This window comes from Croceibacterium segetis (assembly GCF_011320115.1).
GTDB classification, from domain to species: Bacteria; Pseudomonadota; Alphaproteobacteria; order Sphingomonadales; family Sphingomonadaceae; genus Croceibacterium_B; species Croceibacterium_B segetis.
Window position 1 is genome coordinate 14,137 of the sequence record NZ_JAANOZ010000003.1, and the last position, 18,850, is coordinate 32,986.

General features: G+C 68.2%; 17 protein-coding genes. 12 read left to right on the top strand and 5 right to left on the bottom strand.

The window, feature by feature from the left end:
- Positions 1-816 carry a uracil-DNA glycosylase family protein gene (locus tag G7B69_RS03725; RefSeq protein ID WP_166176254.1) on the bottom strand — a complete coding sequence of 272 codons (816 nt, stop codon included), beginning with the start codon at positions 814-816 and terminating at the stop codon, positions 1-3.
- Between the two features lie 14 nt (positions 817-830).
- Between G7B69_RS03725 and G7B69_RS03730 the strand changes: the two genes are divergently transcribed.
- Genes G7B69_RS03730 through G7B69_RS03755 form a run of 6 tightly spaced genes read left to right on the top strand, consistent with a single transcriptional unit; the run spans position 831 to position 8,354 of the window.
- Complete coding sequence (locus tag G7B69_RS03730; RefSeq protein WP_166176256.1) at positions 831-2,474, top strand: electron transfer flavoprotein-ubiquinone oxidoreductase; 1,644 nt, start codon at positions 831-833, stop codon at positions 2,472-2,474.
- Entirely contained in the window at positions 2,474-3,280 is an 807-nt protein-coding gene (locus G7B69_RS03735; RefSeq protein ID WP_166176258.1) for a 4-(cytidine 5'-diphospho)-2-C-methyl-D-erythritol kinase, read from the top strand. Before G7B69_RS03730 ends, G7B69_RS03735 begins: the two co-directional genes overlap by 1 nt.
- Positions 3,277-4,008 carry an N-formylglutamate amidohydrolase gene (locus G7B69_RS03740; protein WP_166176260.1) on the top strand — a complete coding sequence of 244 codons (732 nt, stop codon included), beginning with the start codon at positions 3,277-3,279 and terminating at the stop codon, positions 4,006-4,008. Before G7B69_RS03735 ends, G7B69_RS03740 begins: the two co-directional genes overlap by 4 nt.
- A gap of 41 nt (positions 4,009-4,049) precedes the next feature.
- Complete coding sequence (ilvD, locus tag G7B69_RS03745) at positions 4,050-5,771, top strand: dihydroxy-acid dehydratase (protein WP_166176262.1); 1,722 nt, start codon at positions 4,050-4,052, stop codon at positions 5,769-5,771.
- The gene (locus G7B69_RS03750; protein WP_166176264.1) at positions 5,758-7,167 is read left to right on the top strand and encodes an NAD(P)H-hydrate dehydratase; all 1,410 of its coding nucleotides are present in this window, start codon (positions 5,758-5,760) and stop codon (positions 7,165-7,167) included. Before ilvD ends, G7B69_RS03750 begins: the two co-directional genes overlap by 14 nt.
- Complete coding sequence (locus G7B69_RS03755) at positions 7,164-8,354, top strand: class I SAM-dependent RNA methyltransferase (protein WP_166176266.1); 1,191 nt, start codon at positions 7,164-7,166, stop codon at positions 8,352-8,354. Before G7B69_RS03750 ends, G7B69_RS03755 begins: the two co-directional genes overlap by 4 nt.
- On the opposite strand, the gene G7B69_RS03760 is transcribed toward G7B69_RS03755, so the two are convergent.
- From G7B69_RS03760 to G7B69_RS03775, 4 genes are read right to left on the bottom strand one after another with little or no spacing between them, the layout of a single operon-like run.
- On the bottom strand, positions 8,340-9,122 hold the full coding sequence (locus G7B69_RS03760; RefSeq protein ID WP_166176268.1) for a hydrolase 1, exosortase A system-associated: 783 nt from the start codon (positions 9,120-9,122) through the stop codon (positions 8,340-8,342). The two genes, G7B69_RS03755 and G7B69_RS03760, sit on opposite strands and share 15 nt — an antisense overlap.
- Positions 9,119-9,781 (bottom strand): alpha/beta hydrolase family protein, encoded by a 663-nt coding sequence (locus G7B69_RS03765; RefSeq protein ID WP_166176270.1) that lies wholly within the window; start codon positions 9,779-9,781, stop codon positions 9,119-9,121. The genes G7B69_RS03760 and G7B69_RS03765 overlap by 4 nt, the downstream gene beginning before the upstream one ends.
- A gap of 10 nt (positions 9,782-9,791) precedes the next feature.
- On the bottom strand, positions 9,792-10,064 hold the full coding sequence (locus G7B69_RS03770; protein ID WP_166176272.1) for an acyl carrier protein: 273 nt from the start codon (positions 10,062-10,064) through the stop codon (positions 9,792-9,794).
- A 31-nt stretch (positions 10,065-10,095) separates the two neighbouring features.
- Positions 10,096-11,082, bottom strand: a complete 987-nt coding sequence (locus G7B69_RS03775) for a GNAT family N-acetyltransferase (RefSeq protein ID WP_243415019.1) — start codon at positions 11,080-11,082, stop codon at positions 10,096-10,098.
- A gap of 24 nt (positions 11,083-11,106) precedes the next feature.
- Between G7B69_RS03775 and G7B69_RS03780 the strand changes: the two genes are divergently transcribed.
- From G7B69_RS03780 to G7B69_RS03805, 6 genes are all read left to right on the top strand, one after another.
- On the top strand, positions 11,107-12,618 hold the full coding sequence (locus G7B69_RS03780; protein WP_166176274.1) for an acyl-CoA ligase (AMP-forming), exosortase A system-associated: 1,512 nt from the start codon (positions 11,107-11,109) through the stop codon (positions 12,616-12,618).
- Positions 12,615-13,841 carry a pyridoxal-dependent decarboxylase, exosortase A system-associated gene (locus G7B69_RS03785; protein WP_166176276.1) on the top strand — a complete coding sequence of 409 codons (1,227 nt, stop codon included), beginning with the start codon at positions 12,615-12,617 and terminating at the stop codon, positions 13,839-13,841. Before G7B69_RS03780 ends, G7B69_RS03785 begins: the two co-directional genes overlap by 4 nt.
- A 188-nt stretch (positions 13,842-14,029) precedes the next feature.
- Positions 14,030-14,671, top strand: coding sequence for an XrtA/PEP-CTERM system exopolysaccharide export protein (locus tag G7B69_RS03790; RefSeq protein WP_166176278.1), 642 nt, complete (start codon positions 14,030-14,032; stop codon positions 14,669-14,671).
- A complete protein-coding gene (locus G7B69_RS03795) occupies positions 14,672-16,198 on the top strand; it encodes an XrtA system polysaccharide chain length determinant (RefSeq protein ID WP_166176280.1) in 1,527 nt (508 codons plus the stop codon).
- Positions 16,195-17,202: a P-loop NTPase family protein gene (locus G7B69_RS03800; protein ID WP_166176282.1), complete on the top strand. Its 1,008-nt coding sequence runs from the start codon at positions 16,195-16,197 to the stop codon at positions 17,200-17,202. Before G7B69_RS03795 ends, G7B69_RS03800 begins: the two co-directional genes overlap by 4 nt.
- A gap of 5 nt (positions 17,203-17,207) precedes the next feature.
- Positions 17,208-18,848, top strand: a complete 1,641-nt coding sequence (locus tag G7B69_RS03805; protein ID WP_166176284.1) for a preprotein translocase subunit YajC — start codon at positions 17,208-17,210, stop codon at positions 18,846-18,848.
- Positions 18,849-18,850: the final 2 nt, after the last annotated feature.

Here is an 18,850-nt window from a genome sequence, read left to right on the forward strand (position 1 = left end):
TCACTCGGCTCCTCCCGTCCATTCCAGCCAGCCCCGCCACAGCCCGGCACGGAAACGCGGCGTGTGCAGCAGCGCTTCCGGGCCGAAGCTCGCCAGAGCCGGCGCCCCGCAGCCTTGAACCTCAATTCGGCGCGGATTTGCACCGGCTTGCGCCGGATCGTGCCCGAAGAGCGGCAGCATGGCCCGCCCGAGCACCAGCAGGCGCTTCGGGGCGACGAGGTTGACGTGATGTGCGACGATCTCGCCGAGCTGGCGATCGGCCAGCGCCTGCCAGTCAGGATGACGCGCGTGGCGGGGCAAGGCGGAGGCGAGGTAGGCGGCGTCCTCGGCAATGCCCATCGCCGCAAGCATGTTGGCGATCAGCTGTCCTTGCTGCCCGGAGAGCAGGCGGTCGCGGTCGGCCTCCTCGGGCATCGGCACGAGAATCATCAGCTCGGCGCCCGCCATACCCCGCGGGGCGAGGCGCGGGCCGGAGCCGCCGGTATCGAGCTGTTCGCCGGCGATCCACCAGGGCGCGAATTCGGCGAGCGTCTGCGGCCAGCTCGGCGGCGGACCGCCGAACGGAGGCAGGGTCGGTGCGGCGAGCTTGACCGGAGCGGCCGCTTGCGGGGCTTCGGCGGGCTTTTCCAGCGGTCGCTCGAGCCAGTTGCGCGGCTCGTCGGCGAACTGGCTGTCGACCCCGGCTTCGCGCCACCAGTCGTGCGCGGCGGCCAGTTGCTCGGCGAGCGTGGGTGGGGAGCGCGTGTTCATCGTCCGGTCGCAGGTCTTGACCTTGCCGCGCCCCGCTAGCAAGCCCCGGGCATGCGTTGTGACCATCTGGGGCCGATCCTGTGAGTGACCGCGAATCGATGCCCGTCGATGTCGTCATCGTCGGCGCCGGCCCCGCTGGCCTCGCCGCGGCGATCCGGCTCAAGCAGCTCGACGAGGCGCTCGAGGTCGTGGTGCTCGAAAAGGGCTCCGAAGTCGGCGCGCACATCCTCTCGGGCGCGGTGATCGACCCGCGCGCGCTCGACGAGCTGCTGCCCGATTGGCGCCAGACCTGCCCGCTCGCGCAGGTGCCGGTGACCGAAAATCACCACTGGGTGCTCACCCGAAGCGGGAAGTGGTCGCTGCCGCACCTCGCGATGCCGCCGCTGATGTCGAACAAGGGCAACTACACCGGCTCGCTCGGCATGTTGTGCCGCTGGCTGGCGGAGCAGGCCGAGGCGCTCGGCGTGCAGGTCTTCCCCGGCTTCCCGGCCTGCGAGGTGCTGTTCGACGAGAGCGGCGCGGTCATGGGCGTGGCAACGCAGGATATGGGCGTCGCCGCCGATGGTTCGCACAAGTCCGATTACCAGCCGGGCATGGAGCTGCACGCCAAGTACACGCTGTTCGCCGAAGGAGCGCGGGGTCACCTGACCAAGCGGATGAAGGCGCATTTCGCGCTCGATGCGAAAAGCGAGCCGCAAGTCTATGGCCTTGGAATAAAGGAGTTGTGGGACATTCCTGCCGAACGGCATCAGCCGGGCCGGGTAGTGCACACGCAAGGTTGGCCGCTGTCGGAGAGCGACACCTGGGGCGGGGGGTTTTTATACCACCAGGCGAATGGACAGGTGGCGCTCGGGTTCGTGACCGCGCTCGACTACGCCAATCCTTACGTCAGCCCGTTCGAGGAATTCCAGCGCTGGAAGCAGCACCCGGCGATCCGCGCGGTGATCGAGGGTGGCAAGCGCGTGGCTTACGGCGCGCGAGCGATCAACGAGGGCGGCTGGCAAAGCGTGCCGAAGCTGGCGTTCCCCGGCGGCGCGCTGATCGGCTGCGCGGCCGGGTTCGTCAACGTGCCGCGGATCAAGGGCACCCATACGGCGATGAAGAGCGGCATGCTCGCCGCCGAAGCGGTGGCCGCCGCGTTCGCGAGCGGGCGCGAGAGGGCCGAGCTGTCCGAGTACGATCAAGCCGTCCGCTCTAGCTGGATCGCCGACGAGCTCGAGCTGGTGAAAAACGCCCAGCCGCTGGTGGCGAAGTTCGGCGGCGCGCTCGGCACCCTGTTTGCCGGCGCCGACATGTGGCTGCGCACGCTCAAGCTGCGACTGCCATTCACGATGAAGCACCACACCGACGCCGAGACCACGCGGCGGGCGGACCTCTACCAGCCGATCGTCTATCCCAAGCCCGACGCCAGGATCAGCTTCGACCGGCTCTCGTCGGTGTTCCTTTCGGGTACCAACCACCTCGAGGACCAGCCCTGCCACCTGGTGCTCAAGGACCCGACGGTGCCCGAGCGGATCAACTGGCCGCTCTACGCCGGGCCCGAGGCGCGTTACTGTCCGGCCGGGGTCTACGAATTCGTCGGCGCCGAAGAAGGCGAGCCCCACTTGGTGATCAACGCCCAGAACTGCGTCCACTGCAAGACTTGCGACATCAAGGACCCGACCCAGAACATCGAATGGGTCACGCCCGAAGGCGGCGGCGGGCCCAACTACCCGAACATGTGATGCGCGAAACCGCCTACGCGAAGATCAACCTCGCGCTGCATGTGCGCGGCAATCGCGCGGACGGCTATCACGAGCTCGAAACGCTGTTCGCCTTCGTTGACGCCGGTGACGAGTTGACGGCACGACGCAGCGACCGAGATGAGTTGACGGTTGTCGGCGAATTCGCCTCACAACTGACTGATCCATTTGGAAATCTCGTCGCGAAGGCTTTGACGTCGTTGCCTCATACGGGCGGGCTGGCGGTGGTGCTGGAAAAGAACTTGCCGGTTGCCGCCGGGCTCGGTGGTGGTTCCGCCGACGCGGGCGCGGTGTTCCGAATTGTGCGGGAAGAATTCGGCCTGCCCGACGACTGGCGCGCGCGGGCGGCGAAGCTCGGCGCCGATGTGCCAGCTTGCGTGGAAAGCGTCGCCTGCCTTGGGCGCGGGACGGGGACCGATCTGGAGCCGATCGAGAACGACTGGGTCGGCACCCAGGTTCTGCTGGTCAATCCGCGCGCGCCGCTCGCCACTTCCGCGGTCTTCGCTGGCTGGAATCGCGAAGATCGCGGGCCGCTGCCTGAGGGGACTGTTTCGCAGATCGCGACGGCGGGCCGCAACGACCTCGAAACGGCGGCGATCTCGCTCTGTCCGCCAATTGCCGATGTGCTCGCCGCCTTGCGGCAAACCGATGCCGATCTCGTCCGCATGAGCGGTTCCGGAGCGACCTGCTTCGCGCTCTACCGAAGTCATGAAGTCATTCAGAATGCAGCGGAAAAGCTCGCTTCCGAGCATCCCGGCTGGTGGCAGATGCAGGGCAAGTTGCGATGATTTGTGAGGAAGCGTTCTGCATTGCGGGCGAGCCCCGGAACGGAGGAATCCTGGTCGTTTCCGACCATGCCTCGAACCGCGTGCCCGAGGACATCGACCTCGGCATCGACCGGGCGCTATTGGACGAGCACGTCGCCATCGACATCGGCGTCGCCGGAGTGGCGCAGGGGATAGCCGAGCGGCCCGGATTCGCGGCGTTCCTCGCTAACGTCAGCCGCCTGGTATGCGACTGCAACCGCGACGAGGACGCGCCGGCGGTCGTTCCCCATTCGAGCGACGGTCACGCAATTCCCGGGAACCTGTTCGATGTCGAGGGCCGCGAGGACAGGCTTGAACGCTTCTTTCGGCCGTATCATGACGCGCTCGCCGGGCTCCTCGAGCGTGCCCCGCCGCGCCTGATCGTCTCGCTGCACAGCTTCACGCCGTCGCTCACCAGCCGCCCAGAGGAGCAACGGCCCTGGCATTGCGGGGTGCTCTACAACGCCGACGAACGTGGCGCGCGCCTGGCGATCCCGCTGCTGGAGGCGGAAGGGCTGATGGTCGGCGACCAGCAGCCCTATTCGGGCAAGTTGCTCAACGCGACGATGAACCGACACGCCGAGGCCCACGGGCGGCCTTATTTCGGGATCGAGATCCGCCAGGACCTGATCGGCGACGCGGCCGGGCAGGCTGCGTGGGCCGAGCGGCTGGCGCGCATTGCCAACAGGGTTGCGCTCGACCTGCCATGAGGGCAGGGCGCTCGCGCAATTTATCGTATCATGGAACCCCGATGAGCAATCGTTTCGACAAGTCCCGTCTGCCCAGCCGGCACGTTTCGGTCGGCCCCGAGCGCGCGCCCCATCGCAGCTATTATTATGCGATGGGCCTGACCGAGGAAGAGATCGCCCGACCCTTCGTGGGCATCGCCTCCGCCGGCAACGACAGCGCCCCGTGCAACACCACGCTGAACGCGCAGGCCGATATTTGCCGCGTGGGTGTGGAGCAAGGCGGGGGAATGCCGCGGCGGTTCAACACGATCACCGTGACCGATGGTATCGCCATGGGCCACCAAGGCATGAAAAGCTCGCTTGCCAGTCGCGAGGTGATCGCGGATTCGATCGAGCTGTCGATGCGCGGGCACTGCTACGACGCGCTGGTCGGCTTCGCCGGCTGCGACAAGAGCCTGCCGGGCATGATGATGGCGATGCTGCGGCTCAACGTGCCGTCGATCTTCGTCTACGGCGGCTCGATCCTCCCCGGCCGTTTCCATGACAAGGACGTCAGCGTTAAAGACGTGTTCGAGGTGGTCGGTCGCTACGCCGCTGGTGCCTGCCCGCTGAGCGAACTGATCGCGCTCGAGAAGGTCGCCTGCCCGGGCCACGGCGCGTGCGGTGGGCAATATACCGCCAACACCATGGCCTGCGTGGGTGAGGCCATCGGATTATCGTTGCCAAACAGCAATATGGTCCCGGCTCCTTACGAAAGTCGTGAGGATATTGCGATCGCCGCGGGCCGCCAGGTGATGATCTTGCTCGAGCGCAACATCCGCCCGCGCGACATCTGCACCCGCGAGGCGTTCGAGAACGCCGCGCGGATCGTCGCCGCGACCGGCGGCTCGACCAACGGCGCGCTGCACTTGCCGGCGATGGCGCACGAGGCGGGAATCGAGTTCGACCTGTTCGACGTCGCCGAGATTTTCAAGACCACGCCCTATTGCGCCGACCTCCAGCCCGGCGGGCAATACCTCGCGCGCGACATGTACGAGGCCGGCGGCGTCTACATGCTGATGAAGACGATGCTCGCCGAAGGCCTGCTTCACGGCGATTGCCTGACGGTGACGGGCAGGACGCTTGGCGAGAACATCGACGAGGTCACCTGGAACCCCGACCAGCAGGTGATCTACGACGCGAAGACGCCGATCACCCCCACCGGCGGCGTGGTCGGCCTGAGCGGCTCGCTCGCGCCCGACGGGGCGATCGTCAAGGTCGCCGGCATGCACCGCCTGCAATTCTCCGGCCCGGCGCGGGTGTTCGACTGCGAAGAGGACACTTTCGTTGCCGTCGAGAACCGCGACATCCGCGAAGGTGAGGTCATCGTCATCCGCTACGAAGGCCCCAAGGGCGGCCCGGGCATGCGCGAGATGCTCTCGACCACCGCGGCGCTGTATGGCCTGGGCATGGGCGAGAAGGTCGCGCTGATCACCGACGGGCGCTTTTCGGGCGCCACGCGCGGCTTTTGCATCGGCCACGTCGGCCCCGAAGCGGCCGACGGCGGACCGATCGCGCTGGTAGAGGACGGCGATATTATTTCGATCGACGCCGAAGCCGGGACGATCGAGATCGAAGTCGCTCCCGAAGTGCTCGAACAGCGGCGCGCGGTCTGGCAGCCGCGCCGAAACGACTACCAGTCGGGCGCGTTGTGGAAGTACGCCCAGCAAGTCGGCCCGGCGCGCAAGGGCGCGGTAACGCACCCCGGCGCGGCGGCGGAAACCCACGTCTATGCGGACATCTGACGCCGTTTTGCCTACCTGCAGCCAGGTCCTCACCGTGGCGCAGATGCGCGCCGCCGAAGAGGCGCTGATTGCGGGCGGCGACACGGTCGACAGCTTGATGCAGATCGCCGGCGGGGGCGCCGCCGAATGGGTCTGGCGCGTCGCCGCCGGGCGTCCGGTGACCGTGCTGTGCGGACCCGGCAACAACGGGGGTGATGGCTACGTGATCGCAGAGGCCTTGCGGCGGCGCGGGCTGGCAGTGACGGTCGTCGCGCCGATGGAGCCGAAGACGGGCGCCGCGCAACGGGCCAGAGCCGCTTACGGCGGAACCTTGGCCGAAGGCGGCAAGGGCGGCGTGTTCGTCGACTGCCTGTTCGGAAGTGGACTCACGCGGCCGCTTGGGGCGGAGTTTGCCGACCTTGTGCGCGAGCTTGCGCGCCATCATCACTATCGCGTCGCGATCGACTTGCCGAGTGGCGTCGCGAGCGACAGCGGAGCGCTCCTCGACGAGGACCTGCCCCATTACGGCCTGACCGTGGCTCTCGGCGCGTGGAAATTCGCGCACTGGCTCATGCCGGCGATGGAGCGGATGGGCGACCGACGGCTGGTGGCGATCGGCGTGGATGCCGTTGGCGGCGCGGCGACCCTGCTCGCTCGCCCCCGTTTCGCCGCGCCCCCCGCCGATGCTCACAAGTACACGCGCGGACTGGTGCTCGTCGTCGGCGGCGGAATGGCCGGCGCGTCGATGCTCGCCTGCGAAGGAGCGCTGAGAGCGGGCGCCGGCGCGGTGCGGCTCTCGTCGACGCATCCGCACCCTTCGGTGGCGCCGGATGTCGTGCTCAAGGACCAGCCGCTGGCGGAACTGCTCGAAGAGAAGCGAACCAATGCTGTGCTCGTCGGCCCTGGTCTTGGCCTGGACGACGGGGCCAAAGAACGCCTCGCGAGCGTTCTGCAGGCCGATTTGCCGACCGTCGCCGATGCCGACGCCCTCACGCTGCTTACGCCCAACCTGATCGAGAGGCGCTCGGCCGCGCTGATTCTGACGCCGCACGCCGGTGAGATGGACCGCCTGGCCACGAGCTTCGCCATCGAGGCTGAGGGCAAAGTCGCTCGGGCCCAGGCACTGGCAGGGGCGGCGCGGGCGGTGGTGGTCGCCAAAGGGCCCGACACGGTGATCGCAACACCCGATGGGCGTGTCGTCCTTGCGCCTTCGCCGAGCAGCTGGCTCGCTGTCGCCGGCACGGGGGATGTCCTGGCGGGAGCGATCGCGAGCCGCCTCGCAGCCATTCACGATCCGTTCGATGCCGCTTGCCAAGCGGTCTGGCTGCACGGCGAGGCCGCGCGACTGGCCGGCCCGGCGTTCCTCGCTTCCGAACTGGCCAAGGCGGTCTCTCGCGCTTACGCCGCGGCGCTGTGAACGAGCCCGAAGAGATCGTCCGCGTCGCCGCCAAGGGCGACGGCGTCACCGCTTCGGGGCGGCACGTGGCGTTTTCGGCACCGGGCGACACCGTCGGCTCCGACGGCGCATTGTTGCCAGGGCCGCACCACGCCGTCCCGCCGTGCCGCCACTTCGGTACTTGCGGCGGGTGCCAGCTGCAGCATCTGGATGAGCAGTCGCTGGCGGCCTTCGCGCGTGACCGCGCGGTCAATGCGGCCGAGGGGCAGGGGCTGGTGCCCGAAACTATCGCGTCGGTGCACCTCTCGCCACCGCGCACCCGCCGACGCGCGACCTTGCACGCGACCAACGGGGGCGGCCGGCCGCTAATTGGGTTTCGCGAGGCGGGCTCGCACCGGATCGTCGACATGCGCGAATGCCATGTGCTGGCGCCCGAGCTGTTCGCGCTTGTCGAGCCGCTGCGGCGGACGCTCGGCGGCCGGCGCGGGAAATATGCCTTGAACATCGAGCTGACGTTGACCGACCAGGGCGTCGATTGCGCGGTTTCGGGCATGGAGATCGAAGGGTTGGAGCAAACCGAGGGGCTGCTCGAGTTCTGCCGCGAGCAGCGGCTTGCCCGGCTGATGCTCGATCAGGGATATGGACCCGAGACGTTCTGGGAGCCCGAACCTGTAACCGTGACGCTGTCGGGCGTGCCGGTGGCGTTCCCGAGCGGTGCGTTCCTCCAGGCAACGCGCGATGGACAGGAAGCGCTCACCGGGGCGGCGTCCGATTGGCTCACCGGCGCCGCAAGGGTGGCGGATCTCTTTTCGGGTCTCGGGACCTTTGCCTTTGCGCTCGACGCCCCGGTCGTCGCGGCCGAAGCCGCGCGTGAGGCACACCTCGCCTGCCGGCAGGCGGCGGCGCGGGCGAAACGGCCGATCGAAGCGGTGCACCGCGACCTGTTCCGCAATCCGATGCGAGGCGACGAGCTGCGCGGTTTCGACGGAGTGGTGGTCGATCCGCCGAGGGCAGGCGCGCGCGAGCAGGTCGCACAGATCGCCTCGAGCGGTGTGGCGCGGGTGGTCTACATCAGCTGCAATCCGTCGAGCTGGGCCCGTGATGCGGCTACCCTGGTGGCCGCCGGGTACCGTCTCGTCGAGTTGCGCCCAGTCGGCCAGTTCCGCTGGTCGACCCATGTCGAGCTGGCGAGTTTATTCGTCCGTTAGCGCCGAGAGAACGTGCCCGATCAGCCACTCGTGCGAGCCCTCGTCGGAATAAGCGTGATCGGCTCCGGCGCAGCGCTGGAGCCGGGGATCGTTCGGGTCCCAGCCGGCCAGGAAGGCCTGCCCGGTCCGATCGCGCTCGGCGATCAGCAACCGCACAGGCCCGGCGAAGCGAGCCAGGCCCTGCGTCATCATCTCGGCCAAGCCGCTTGGGGCTGGCTGCCTGGTTGAGGCGCTAACGAGGCCGCGGGCGAGCTTCGCCAGGTTCACCTTGCCGGTGAAGAGACGCAGCAGTTCGCGCGGATTCTTCAGCTTCTCGGCATAGCGCGCGCGGATGGCCGAGGGCGGCGGCGGGGCGTCGGAACGATCGTTCTCGAAAGTCCACGGATTGGACAGCACGAGCCCATCGAAGCCCGCGCCGCCCGCCAGCATCAGCGCGCTCGCGGCGTCGCAATTGCCGAACGCGATCACCCGCTCGAGCGCCGGGCAATGCGCGCGGAATGCCGCGAGCGCGGCCGCGATATCCTCGGCCGAGTGGCGGAAGCCAAAGTTAACGCCCTCGCTGTCGCCTACGCCGCGGCGATCGAAGCGCAGCACGGGGTGGCCGGCGGCGGAAATGCGCGAGGCAAGCTCGGCCTGGCTTGAGAAAGCCCCGGCGCGGATTTCGTTGCCGCCGGTGACGATGAGCAGCCCGTTGACCGCCGCGGCTTCATCCAGGGTCGCGGCGAGGGCACTTCCCCCACAGGCGAACGTGAAATGCCGCCGGTTCACGCGAGGAGCTCCACCGCGATGATCGCTGCCAATGCATCGGCTTGCCTGGAATCGTGGTCGGGCTCGGCGCGAAGCCACAGACCGGCGCCGCCGAGGTCCCCTTGCGCGACATCGCGCTGTTGAGCCGCCTGCGGCAGGTCGGCTGCCTCGAGATCCCCGATCATCGCTGCCCCAAGGCGGTAGCCGCCCAGCTCCAGCCCGCGGTCGCGCCCCTCGGCAAGCAGCGCTTCGCGGTTCTCGTCGCGGCCTGCTTCGCGTGAGGACAGGACGCGGGCGCAAAGCAGTCCGCGAAGCTGCGAGCTGCCCGCAAGCGGCGCGTAGCGCCAACCCGGCAGCGCCTCGGGCGCGACCATTGCTCCGGCGCGCACGGCCAGGACGTGCGTGGCCGAAAAATACGCCGAGGCCTCCGCTGCCTCGGCGCGCCAGCTCGCGAGCGTCTGAGCCTCGAGAGGTGCGAGGCTTTCGTTGCAGCCGGGCAAGTCGGGGAGGAAGCTGTCGACGCCCGCACCGTCGAGCCGACGCATGACCTCGACGGCGAAGTGCCGCAGCTTGTTGCTCTCGTCGAACCAGGCGGGCAGCACCAGCACGCGGCGCGAGCGGTGCTTGTCGAACGCCAAGGCGTATTCCTCGCCCGCGGGGCTGGGCCAGGCGGCGATCACGGCCCGTCGCTCAGCCGCGCTTGGCCTGCACGAAGGTCAGCAGCGCGCCGTAGGTCTCGAGCATCTCGCCGTCGACCTCGTCGTCCTCGATGACGATGCCAAGCCGGTCCTCGACTTCGGTCAGCAGGCCGGCGACCGCCATCGAGTCCAGTTCGGGCAGGTGACCGAACAGCCCGGTCTCGGGCGTGAACGCGGCGACGCGGTCGGCGGCGAGTCCAAGGACGTCCTGCAGCACCCCGCGAAGCACGGAATCGGTGTCGCTCGCCGCGGCGTGGCTGCTCATGCTTGTATCCCCATCGAAAAGCGCGCGAGCGTTAGCCATGCGTCTTGCCGGAGACAAGCGCGCGCAGCCGAGCCTTGGCCATCGTCGGCCAGTTGCGCGGATCGTTCTTCCGCCAGCACTGCAGCCGGTAACGTTCGCGCGCCTCGTCCATCCAGTCGCGCTTGTAGCCGTCGTCGCCGGTGCCGAAGTCGACCAGCTTCACACCGTCGCGATCGATCACGTGCTCCATCAGGGCGGCGGTCAGCGTGGTCCCGGGCGAGAGCGGCTTGGCGCTTTCCCGGTGGGCGAGCTTGTGGATGTACGCGGTGCCGTCTTCCACCGTCCAGAACTGCGCCGCCACAGATTCGCCGTTGTGGCGCGCAACGGCGAGACGAATCCGGCCGGCTGTCCCCTCGGCCTCGGCGAAGGCGCGCAGCAGTGCCGGATCGCCTTCCTCGGGTTTCCAGCTTTCGGCGTAGATCGATTCGTAAGAGTGCCAGATATCTTCATCAAATTGCTCGACGATCTGGACGTCGACTTTCTTGGCCTTGCGCTTGAGCGTGGTTCGCAGCGGCCCGGGACGACTGTCGAGATAAGTCCGATAGTCGCGGCCGTCGACCGGCAGGACCCGATTGGTGTCGCAGGGCTCGCAAGCGATCAGCCAGCCAGCGCGCACGAAGATACGTTGCAGCTGGCGGGCGGTGCCATCCTCGTCCGGCAACCTGTCGAGCACGACATGAGAGGTCTGCCTGGCAAGTGCCTCGGCAAGGGCGATCAGCAGGCTGTCCACCGAGCCGTAGGGTGTCGCCAGCGGGCGCCAACTGAAGGCGTACCAGTTGAGCATTGATTCGAGCCGCCGGCCCTTGCGGCGCAGCGGCAGTACCACGGCGCCCGACGCGTCCTCGGCCAAGGCGAACAAGGGTCGCGGCTCGGCAGCTTCGAGCCGTTCGAACCACTCGCGGCGAGCAAATGGCCCGGCGGCCGCAAGCGGCTGCGCTTGCACATCTTTAATAGTGGCGTGATAGCTGATCGCCGTCACCGAACTGTCCCCCTGCGGAGCCTTATGTCCCTGCCGCTCGATCCCGTGGCCCATCCGCTCGACCATCTCGCCGAACGCGGGCGCGATGACGATCCGGCGCTCGTTCTGCGCGAGGAAGGGCTTAGCTACAAGGCCTTAAGAACCCGTATTGGCCAACTGGCGAGCTGGCTCGCGAGCCAGGGAGCCGAGCCCGGGGCGCGGGTGGCGAGCTGGGCGGCGAAAGGCGAGCTGACGTGCCTGCTGCCGCTGGCGGCGGCGCGCGCGGGGCTGGTGCACGTGCCGATCAACCCGCTCCTCAAGCGCGCACAAGTGGCGCACATCGTCAGCGACAGCGGGGCGAAGCTGCTGATCGGGACGCAAGCCCGGCTCGACAGCCTCGAACCTGCGGATGTGCCCTCGGCCTGTTCGGTCTTCGAGGAAGGTGCCACGATCGGCGCCTCGCGCGGAATGGGGGAAATGCCACCGTCCGCCGCAGATCCCGAGGCGCTCGCCGCGATCCTCTACACCAGCGGTTCGACCGGGCGGCCGAAAGGCGTTATGCTCAGTCATGCCAACTTGTGGCTCGGGGCGGTCAGCGTCACGCAATATCTCGGGCTCGAGCGCGACGATGTGGTGCTCGCCGTGCTGCCGCTGTCGTTCGACTACGGGCAGAACCAGCTGCTTTCGGCCTGGTATGCCGGCGCCAGCGCGGTGCCGCTCGATTATCTCGCCCCGCGTGACGTCACGAAGGCTTGCGCGCGCTACGGGGTGACCACGCTGGCGGCGGTGCCGCCGTTGTGGGTTCAATTGGTCGAGCAGGATTGGCCGGCGGAGGCAGTGACGCCAATGCGGCGCCTGACGAACAGCGGCGGCGCGCTGACCACGGACCTGGTGCGCGGGCTGCGCGGACTGTTCCCGCAGGCGCGCCTGTTTCCGATGTACGGCCTGACCGAAGCGTTCCGTTCGACTTATCTCGACCCCTCGCTGGTCGATTCGCATCCGACCTCGATGGGCAAGGCGATTCCGTTCGCCGAAGTCCTGGTGATCGGCGACGATGGCCGCGTAACCGCGCCGGGCGAGGAGGGCGAACTGGTCCACTGCGGCCCGCTCGTGGCGCAGGGCTACTGGCAGGACGCGGCGCGCACCGCCGAGCGGTTCAAGCCCGCTCCCGAAGAGTCGGAATATCGAGGCGTGGCCGTGTGGTCGGGGGATCGCGTGCAGCGTGATGCTGACGGGCTGCTCTACTTCGTCGGGCGGCGTGACGCCATGATCAAGAGCGCCGGCAACCGCATCAGCCCGCAGGAGATCGAGGAGGCGGCGCTGGCTACGGGGCTTGTTTCCGAGGCTGCCGCGGTCGGCGTGAAGGACGAGCGGTTGGGGCAATCCGTGCTGCTGGTGGTACGCGGAAACGGCGATAACGAGGGGCTCAAGGCGGCGCTGAAGCGCGACCTGCCCAATTTCATGCAGCCGCACGAGATCCGCTGGGTCGAACGGATGCCACTCAATCCCAACGGCAAGGTCGACCGAGCGGCACTGCAGGCGGAGATGGTGGCGTGAAGCCGCTGGGTCCGATCCCCGCCGGCTTCGACGTCATCGATGGCGAGCTGGCCATCGGCGGCTGCCCGGCAAGCGCATTGGTCGAGGAAGCCGGAGGGACGCCGCTGTTCATTTATTCGGCGGACTTGATCCGCCGCCGCGTGGCCGATCTGCGGTCGGTCATGCCCGAACGACTGCACGTCCATTATGCCATGAAGGCAAATCCTTACGGGCCAGTTCTTGAATTGATGGGAACTCTCGTGGATGGCTTCGACATCGCCTCGGGCGGTGAGCTTCGGACGGCCCTGGCGGCCGGCCTCTCCGCGGAGCGGATCAGCTTTGCCGGCCCGGGCAAGCGCGATGAGGAACTGGCGGCGGCGATCTTCGCGGGCGTGACGCTCAACCTCGAATCCGAGGCTGAGGCTGGCCGAGCGCTGGCGATCGCCGAGCGGCACGGCGCGACGCCGCGCCTGGCGATCCGGGTCAATCCCGATTTCGAGCTACGCGGCTCGGGAATGAAGATGGGCGGCGGCGCGAAGCCGTTCGGACTCGATGCCGAGCGCGTGCCGGCGCTGGCGCGGGAGGTGATCGCCGCGGGCGCGGAATGGCGCGGGCTGCATATCTTCGCCGGCAGCCAGGCGCTCGACGCCCAGGCGATAATCGAGACGCAGGGCAACGTGCTCACGCTCGCGGCTGCTCTCAGCGAGGAGATCGGTGTTGCACTTCCCCACCTCAACATGGGCGGCGGCTTCGGCATTCCCTATTTCCACGGCGACCGGCCGCTCGACATCGCCGCCGTCGGCGCGGCGCTGGACGACCGGTTTGCGGCCTTGCCCGATGCGCTGGTGTCAACCGAGTTCGCCATCGAGCTCGGCCGCTATCTCGTCGGCGAAGCGGGGGTCTACCTGACCCGCATCGTCGACCGGAAGGTGAGCCACGGCGCGGTCTATCTCGTTACCGACGGCGGTCTGCATCACCAGTTGGCCGCGTCGGGCAATTTCGGCACGGTCGTCCGCCGCAATTATCCTGCGGCGATCGCCAGTGGCTTTGCCGCCGAGCCGGTTGAGGAAGCGAACATCGTCGGCTGCCTGTGCACCCCGCTCGACCGGCTCGCCGACCAGGCACTGCTGCCCCATGCCGAGGCCGGCGACCTCGTCGCGATCTTCTGTGCAGGGGCCTACGGCGCCTCCGCCAGCCCCGCGGCATTTCTCGGCCAGGGCCCGGCGCGCGAAGTGCTCGTTTAGGCCTTCGAGGCCACCCGTCCCGCATCGGGACAGCCCGCCAAATCCCCGGAATTGCTAGGCTTTTCAGGCCTAAGGCTAACGCATTGTTCACCCTTTTCGGGGACAACGCGCTTCAGTTTTACGGGCAGTTGGTCGGCTGCGCCTGATTGCATTCCGGTCGCTGCCGAACAGGGTCAGGGTTGTTCGCAATGTTCAAAATGCAGGTCGCTCGTCTCGTCGCTGCCAGCGCCGCGGCCAGTCTCACGTTGGCCGGCTGCGCCAGCGCGCCCGGCGGCCAGTTGCCGCCGGCGAGCTTCGTCGCCATGCAGGAAGGGCCGGGCGAGGATTACGTCATCGGCCCGCTCGACGAGCTGACGATCACTGTCTGGCGCAACGACGAGCTCGGCGCGAAGACGCAGGTGCGGCCCGACGGGCGCATCACGACGCCGCTGGTTCCCGACATGCCGGCCGTCGGCAAGACCCCGACGATGCTGGCGCAGGATATCCGCCTGCAGCTTTCGCAGTACATCACCGAGCCGCTGGTGACGGTGATGGTCGACAAGTTCTCCGGCACCTTCAGCCAGCAGATTCGCGTCGTCGGAGCCACGGAGAAGCCGGCCTCGCTGCCTTACCGCGCGAACATGACCGTGCTCGATGCGATGATCGCGGTCGGCGGGCTCGGCGAATTCGCCAGCGGCAACCGCGCCAAGCTGGTCCGCTTCGACAAGCAGCAGGGCAAGCAGAAGGAATACGCCGTTCGCCTCAATGACTTGCTCAAAAAGGGCGACACCAGCGCCAATGTGATGCTGCAGCCGGGCGATGTGATCATCATTCCCGAAAGCATGTTCTAGGTGACCGAGCTGCTCCAGGAAGCGCGGGTCGCGCTGTGGACGATCTGGAACCGCCGCTGGCTCGCGCTCGGCGTCGCCTGGGGCGTGTGCGTGCTCGGTTGGCTGGTCGTCGCGCTGATCCCCAATTCCTACCAGTCGGAAGCGCGCATCTTCGTCCAGCTCGACGACATGCTCGCCGACCAGATCGGTATTACCGCCGCGGCGCGCGACAAGGACATCGAGCGTATCCGCCAGACGCTGACCAGCTCGGTCAACCTCGAGAAGATCGTCCGCTCGACCAGGCTCGGCGACACCGTCAGTAACCCGAGCCAGATGCAGACCGCGGTCGCCGGGCTGACCAAGAGCATCAAGATGGTCGCCGAGGGCGATCCGGGAAGCCATGTGTTCAAGATCACCGCGACCAGCGGCCGCCGTGACTTGTCCGATGCCGACAACGCACAGCTGTCGCAGGACATCGCCCAGCAGCTGATCGACATTTTCAAGGAACAGAACCTCGGCGGTTCGCGCGGCGAGCTGCGCGACACCATCTCATTCATGGACCAGCAGCTGGCCGAGCGCAGCAAGCAGCTCGAGGACGCCGAGCAGCGGCGCCTGGCGTTCGAATCGAAATACCCCGATCTGGCCGGCGGCACCGATGCGATCATCTCGCAGCTCAACGGCTACCGCGCCGAGCTGCGCAACGTCGAAGCCGACCGCGCCGCGGCGCAAAGCGCGCTGGCCGCGATCGACGGGCAGATGGCGAGCACGCCCAAGACCCTCGACACCCCCGGAAACGGCGGGCCCAAGGCCGCGCTGGCGCAAGCCCGCGCCAACCTCTCCGCCTTGCAGGCGCGCGGGCTCACCGACAGCCACCCCGATGTAATCGCGGCGCAGAAGCAGATCGCCGCCCTGGGCAAGCAGGCGCAAGGCCCGGGCGGCGACTACGGCACGCCGAATCCGGCGTACGGCTCGCTGCAGTCGATCCGCGTCGAGCGCCAGGCGACCGTCGAGGCGCTGACCTCGCGCGCCGCGGCGCTGCGCCAGCAGATCATGACCGTCGAGGCGAACCAGGCGCAGGCGCCGGCGGTGGCGGGCGAGGCCAAGCAGATCAGCCGCGATTACGAGGTGCTCAAGGCGCAGTACGACAAGCTCCTCGCCGACCGCGAGGAGCTGCGACTGCGCGGCCAGGTCGAGACCGAGCACAGCTCGGTGAAGTTCAACGTGATCGATCCGCCCAGCACTCCGCGCAAACCGGCGGCGCCGAACCGGCCGCTGCTGCTGTTCGGCGTGCTGTTCATCGGCATCGCGGCCGGCTGCGGGGTCGCCTACGCGGCCAGCAAGGTGCGCGCGACGTTCGCCACTGCGGGCAAGCTCGAGACGACCTTCGGATTGCCGGTGATCGGCACGGTGTCGCTGGCGATGACCGATGCCGGCCGCGCGCTGGCGAAAAGGAAGCGCAAGCTGTTCATGGCCGCGGCGGGAAGCCTCGGCGGCCTGTTCGTCGTGCTGCTCGCGGCCGAGTTCGTCCAGCGGGGGATGATCGCATGACCGAACAGAGCAAGATCCCGCTGCCCGCCGAGGGCAAGTCGCTGTTCGAGCGCGCCGAGGAGCTGTTCGGCTTTGATGGCTTTGCCGCTCCGCCGGTGCCCGAAGGGGTCGCCGATGCCGTGGTCAAGCGGCCGTCGCGCAAGGGAGCTTCGCCGCCCGCCGAACCTCGACCGTTCGATCATACGTCTGCGTTATCGGAAGCGCCGTCGCCGGCCATCCAAGTGGCGGAACCCGCGCCTGAGCCGGAGCTCGAGGCCATTCGATTCTCCGGCTCGCCCAAAGCCATCGACCGCGCGCGCCTGGCGGAACAGAGCCTGATCCAGCCCGAGGGCAAGATCACTGCGCTGCTCGAGGAATTCCGCATCGTGAAGCGGCAGCTGCTGCTTTCCGCGCGCGCCGCTCGGCGCGCCGGCAGCGGAGTCCGCGCGCAGCGAGTGCTGGTTTGCTCGCCGCTGCCGGGTGAGGGCAAGACCTTCTGCGCGACCAATCTCGCGCTTGCGATCGCCGCCGAGAAGGACAGCGAAGTCCTGCTGGTCGATGCCGATTTCGCCAAGCCGTCGATCCTTTCGACGCTCGGCTTGCCCGCCGGACGCGGGTTGATGGACGCGCTGGCCGACGCGACGATCCGGGTCGAGGAATGCGTCATCGCCACCGACGTTCCGGGCCTGTTCGTGCTGCCGGCAGGCAGCACGACCAATTCCGACAGCGAATATCTCGCCAGCGCTCGCACGGCCGAAGTGCTCGATCGCCTGACGCAGGGCGCGCCCAATCGGATGGTGATTTTCGATTCGCCGCCGGCGCTGGCAGCATCGCCCGCGGCCGAGCTCGCCAAGCACGTCGGCCAGGCGCTGGTCGTCGCCCGCGCCGACATGACCGGGCAATCCGCGCTCGAAGACGCGCTGTCGCTCCTGTCGAGCTGCCCGGACATCAAACTGCTGCTCAATGCCGTGCATTTCAGCCCGAGCGGGCGCCGCTTCGGCACCTATTACGGCTACGGGGAGTAACGCGGATGCGCGCCCCCCGCCATCTTCTCGCCTTCGGACTGGCGGCGCTCGCGCTGCCGGGGACCGCCTGGGCCGGCAGCGAGGCCTCGAAAGGCGTGCATCCGGGGCCGCACACCACGGTGACGCCGTACATCGAGGCCGACCAGGTGCTCGCTTCCGAACTCTCGCCGGGCAACGACATCGTCACTTACACGAGCCTTGCCGGGGGCGTTGACGCCACCGTGGTCGGGCGCAATTCCGCGGTTTCCGCCTCGGTCCGTTACGAGCGCCACATCGATGAAAGCAGCGGCGGCAGCGACGGCGACACCGTCAGCGGCGTGGTTCGCGCCTCGGTTTCGCTGGTGCCGCACGCGGTAACGGTCGAGGCCGGTGCGCTCGCCTCGCGGGCGAATTTCGACGGCGACGGCAAGGCGTTCGCCGGCGGGCTCGTCGGGCACGACAGCACCAGCGGACAGATCTACTCGGCTTACGTCGGACCTTCGGTCCAGACTCAACTGGGCGACCTGCAGGTCGAGGGGCATTACCGCTTCGGTTATACCAAGGTCGAGGAGCCCGACACGCTCGCCACCGGCACCGGCGTGGTTCCGGTCGACCTCGCGGACGAGACCACCACACACAACGCCCAGGCGCGGGTCGGCTTCCGTCCGAACACCGTGCTGCCGGTCGGCGTCGGCGTCGGCGGAATGTGGAACGAGCAGGACGTCGCCAACCTCGACCAGCGCGTGCGCGATCGCAATGTGCGCGGCGACGTCACCGTGCCGGTGAGCCCGACGCTCGCGCTCGCCGGCGGCGTCGGTTACGAGGACGTCGAAGTCTCGAGCCGCGACGCCAAGCGCGACGCGGGCGGCAATCCGGTGATCGGTAAGGATGGCCGCTACGTCACCGATCACGGCGCGCCGCGCACGATCGCCTACCAGACCGACGGGTTGATCTGGGACGCCGGAGTGATGTGGCGCCCGAGCAGGCGCACCTCGCTCGAGGCGTTTGTCGGCCGGCGCTACGATTCGACGACCTACTACGGCAGCTTCGCCTACGCGCCCAACTCGCGCGAGAGCGTCAACGTTTCGGTCTACGACGGAATCAGCAGCTTCGGCGGTGTGATTACCGACCGCCTCGCCGGGCTGCCGGCGGAATTCACCGCAGTTCGCAACGCGCTGTCGGGCGATATCGGCGGCTGCGTCGCCAGCCTGAAGGGCGGCAGCTGCATCGGCGGCGCGCTCGGCTCGCTCCAGTCGCTCGCTTTCCGCAGCCGCGGAGTCTCGGCCTCGTACGCGGTCAACATGGGTCGCACCACGGCAGGGCTCGGCTTCGGATACGACCGTCGCAAGTTCATCGCCGCACCGGGCACCGTGCTCGCCTCGGCCGACGGCGTGGTCGACGAGACCTGGTGGGGCGCGGTCTACCTGAGCACCAAGCTCGACGAGCGCTCGGGCATCCACTTCAACGCCACCGAAACGCTGTTCGGCGAGGGCTTCGACGGCAGCGGCGGGCACGCGATCGGCTACAGCGCCTCGCTCGCCTATTACCGCCAGATCATCGCCGGCCTCGCCGGCACCGCCGCCGTCGGCATCGACGGCATCAAGCAACCCAGCCTTCCCGATATCGTGTCCGCTTCGGCCCTGGCCGGCCTGCGGTACTCGTTCTGAGC

Coding starts and splice junctions, on each gene's coding strand:
- G7B69_RS03770 (WP_166176272.1), bottom strand. CDS start 10,064: ATGAGCAGCCACGCCGCGGCGAGCGACACCGATTCCGTGCTTCGCGGG.
- G7B69_RS03750 (WP_166176264.1), top strand. CDS start 5,758: ATGCGGACATCTGACGCCGTTTTGCCTACCTGCAGCCAGGTCCTCACC.
- G7B69_RS03740 (WP_166176260.1), top strand. CDS start 3,277: ATGATTTGTGAGGAAGCGTTCTGCATTGCGGGCGAGCCCCGGAACGGA.
- ilvD (WP_166176262.1), top strand. CDS start 4,050: ATGAGCAATCGTTTCGACAAGTCCCGTCTGCCCAGCCGGCACGTTTCG.
- G7B69_RS03790 (WP_166176278.1), top strand. CDS start 14,030: ATGTTCAAAATGCAGGTCGCTCGTCTCGTCGCTGCCAGCGCCGCGGCC.
- G7B69_RS03805 (WP_166176284.1), top strand. CDS start 17,208: ATGCGCGCCCCCCGCCATCTTCTCGCCTTCGGACTGGCGGCGCTCGCG.
- G7B69_RS03800 (WP_166176282.1), top strand. CDS start 16,195: ATGACCGAACAGAGCAAGATCCCGCTGCCCGCCGAGGGCAAGTCGCTG.
- G7B69_RS03735 (WP_166176258.1), top strand. CDS start 2,474: ATGCGCGAAACCGCCTACGCGAAGATCAACCTCGCGCTGCATGTGCGC.
- G7B69_RS03780 (WP_166176274.1), top strand. CDS start 11,107: ATGTCCCTGCCGCTCGATCCCGTGGCCCATCCGCTCGACCATCTCGCC.
- G7B69_RS03725 (WP_166176254.1), bottom strand. CDS start 816: ATGGTCACAACGCATGCCCGGGGCTTGCTAGCGGGGCGCGGCAAGGTC.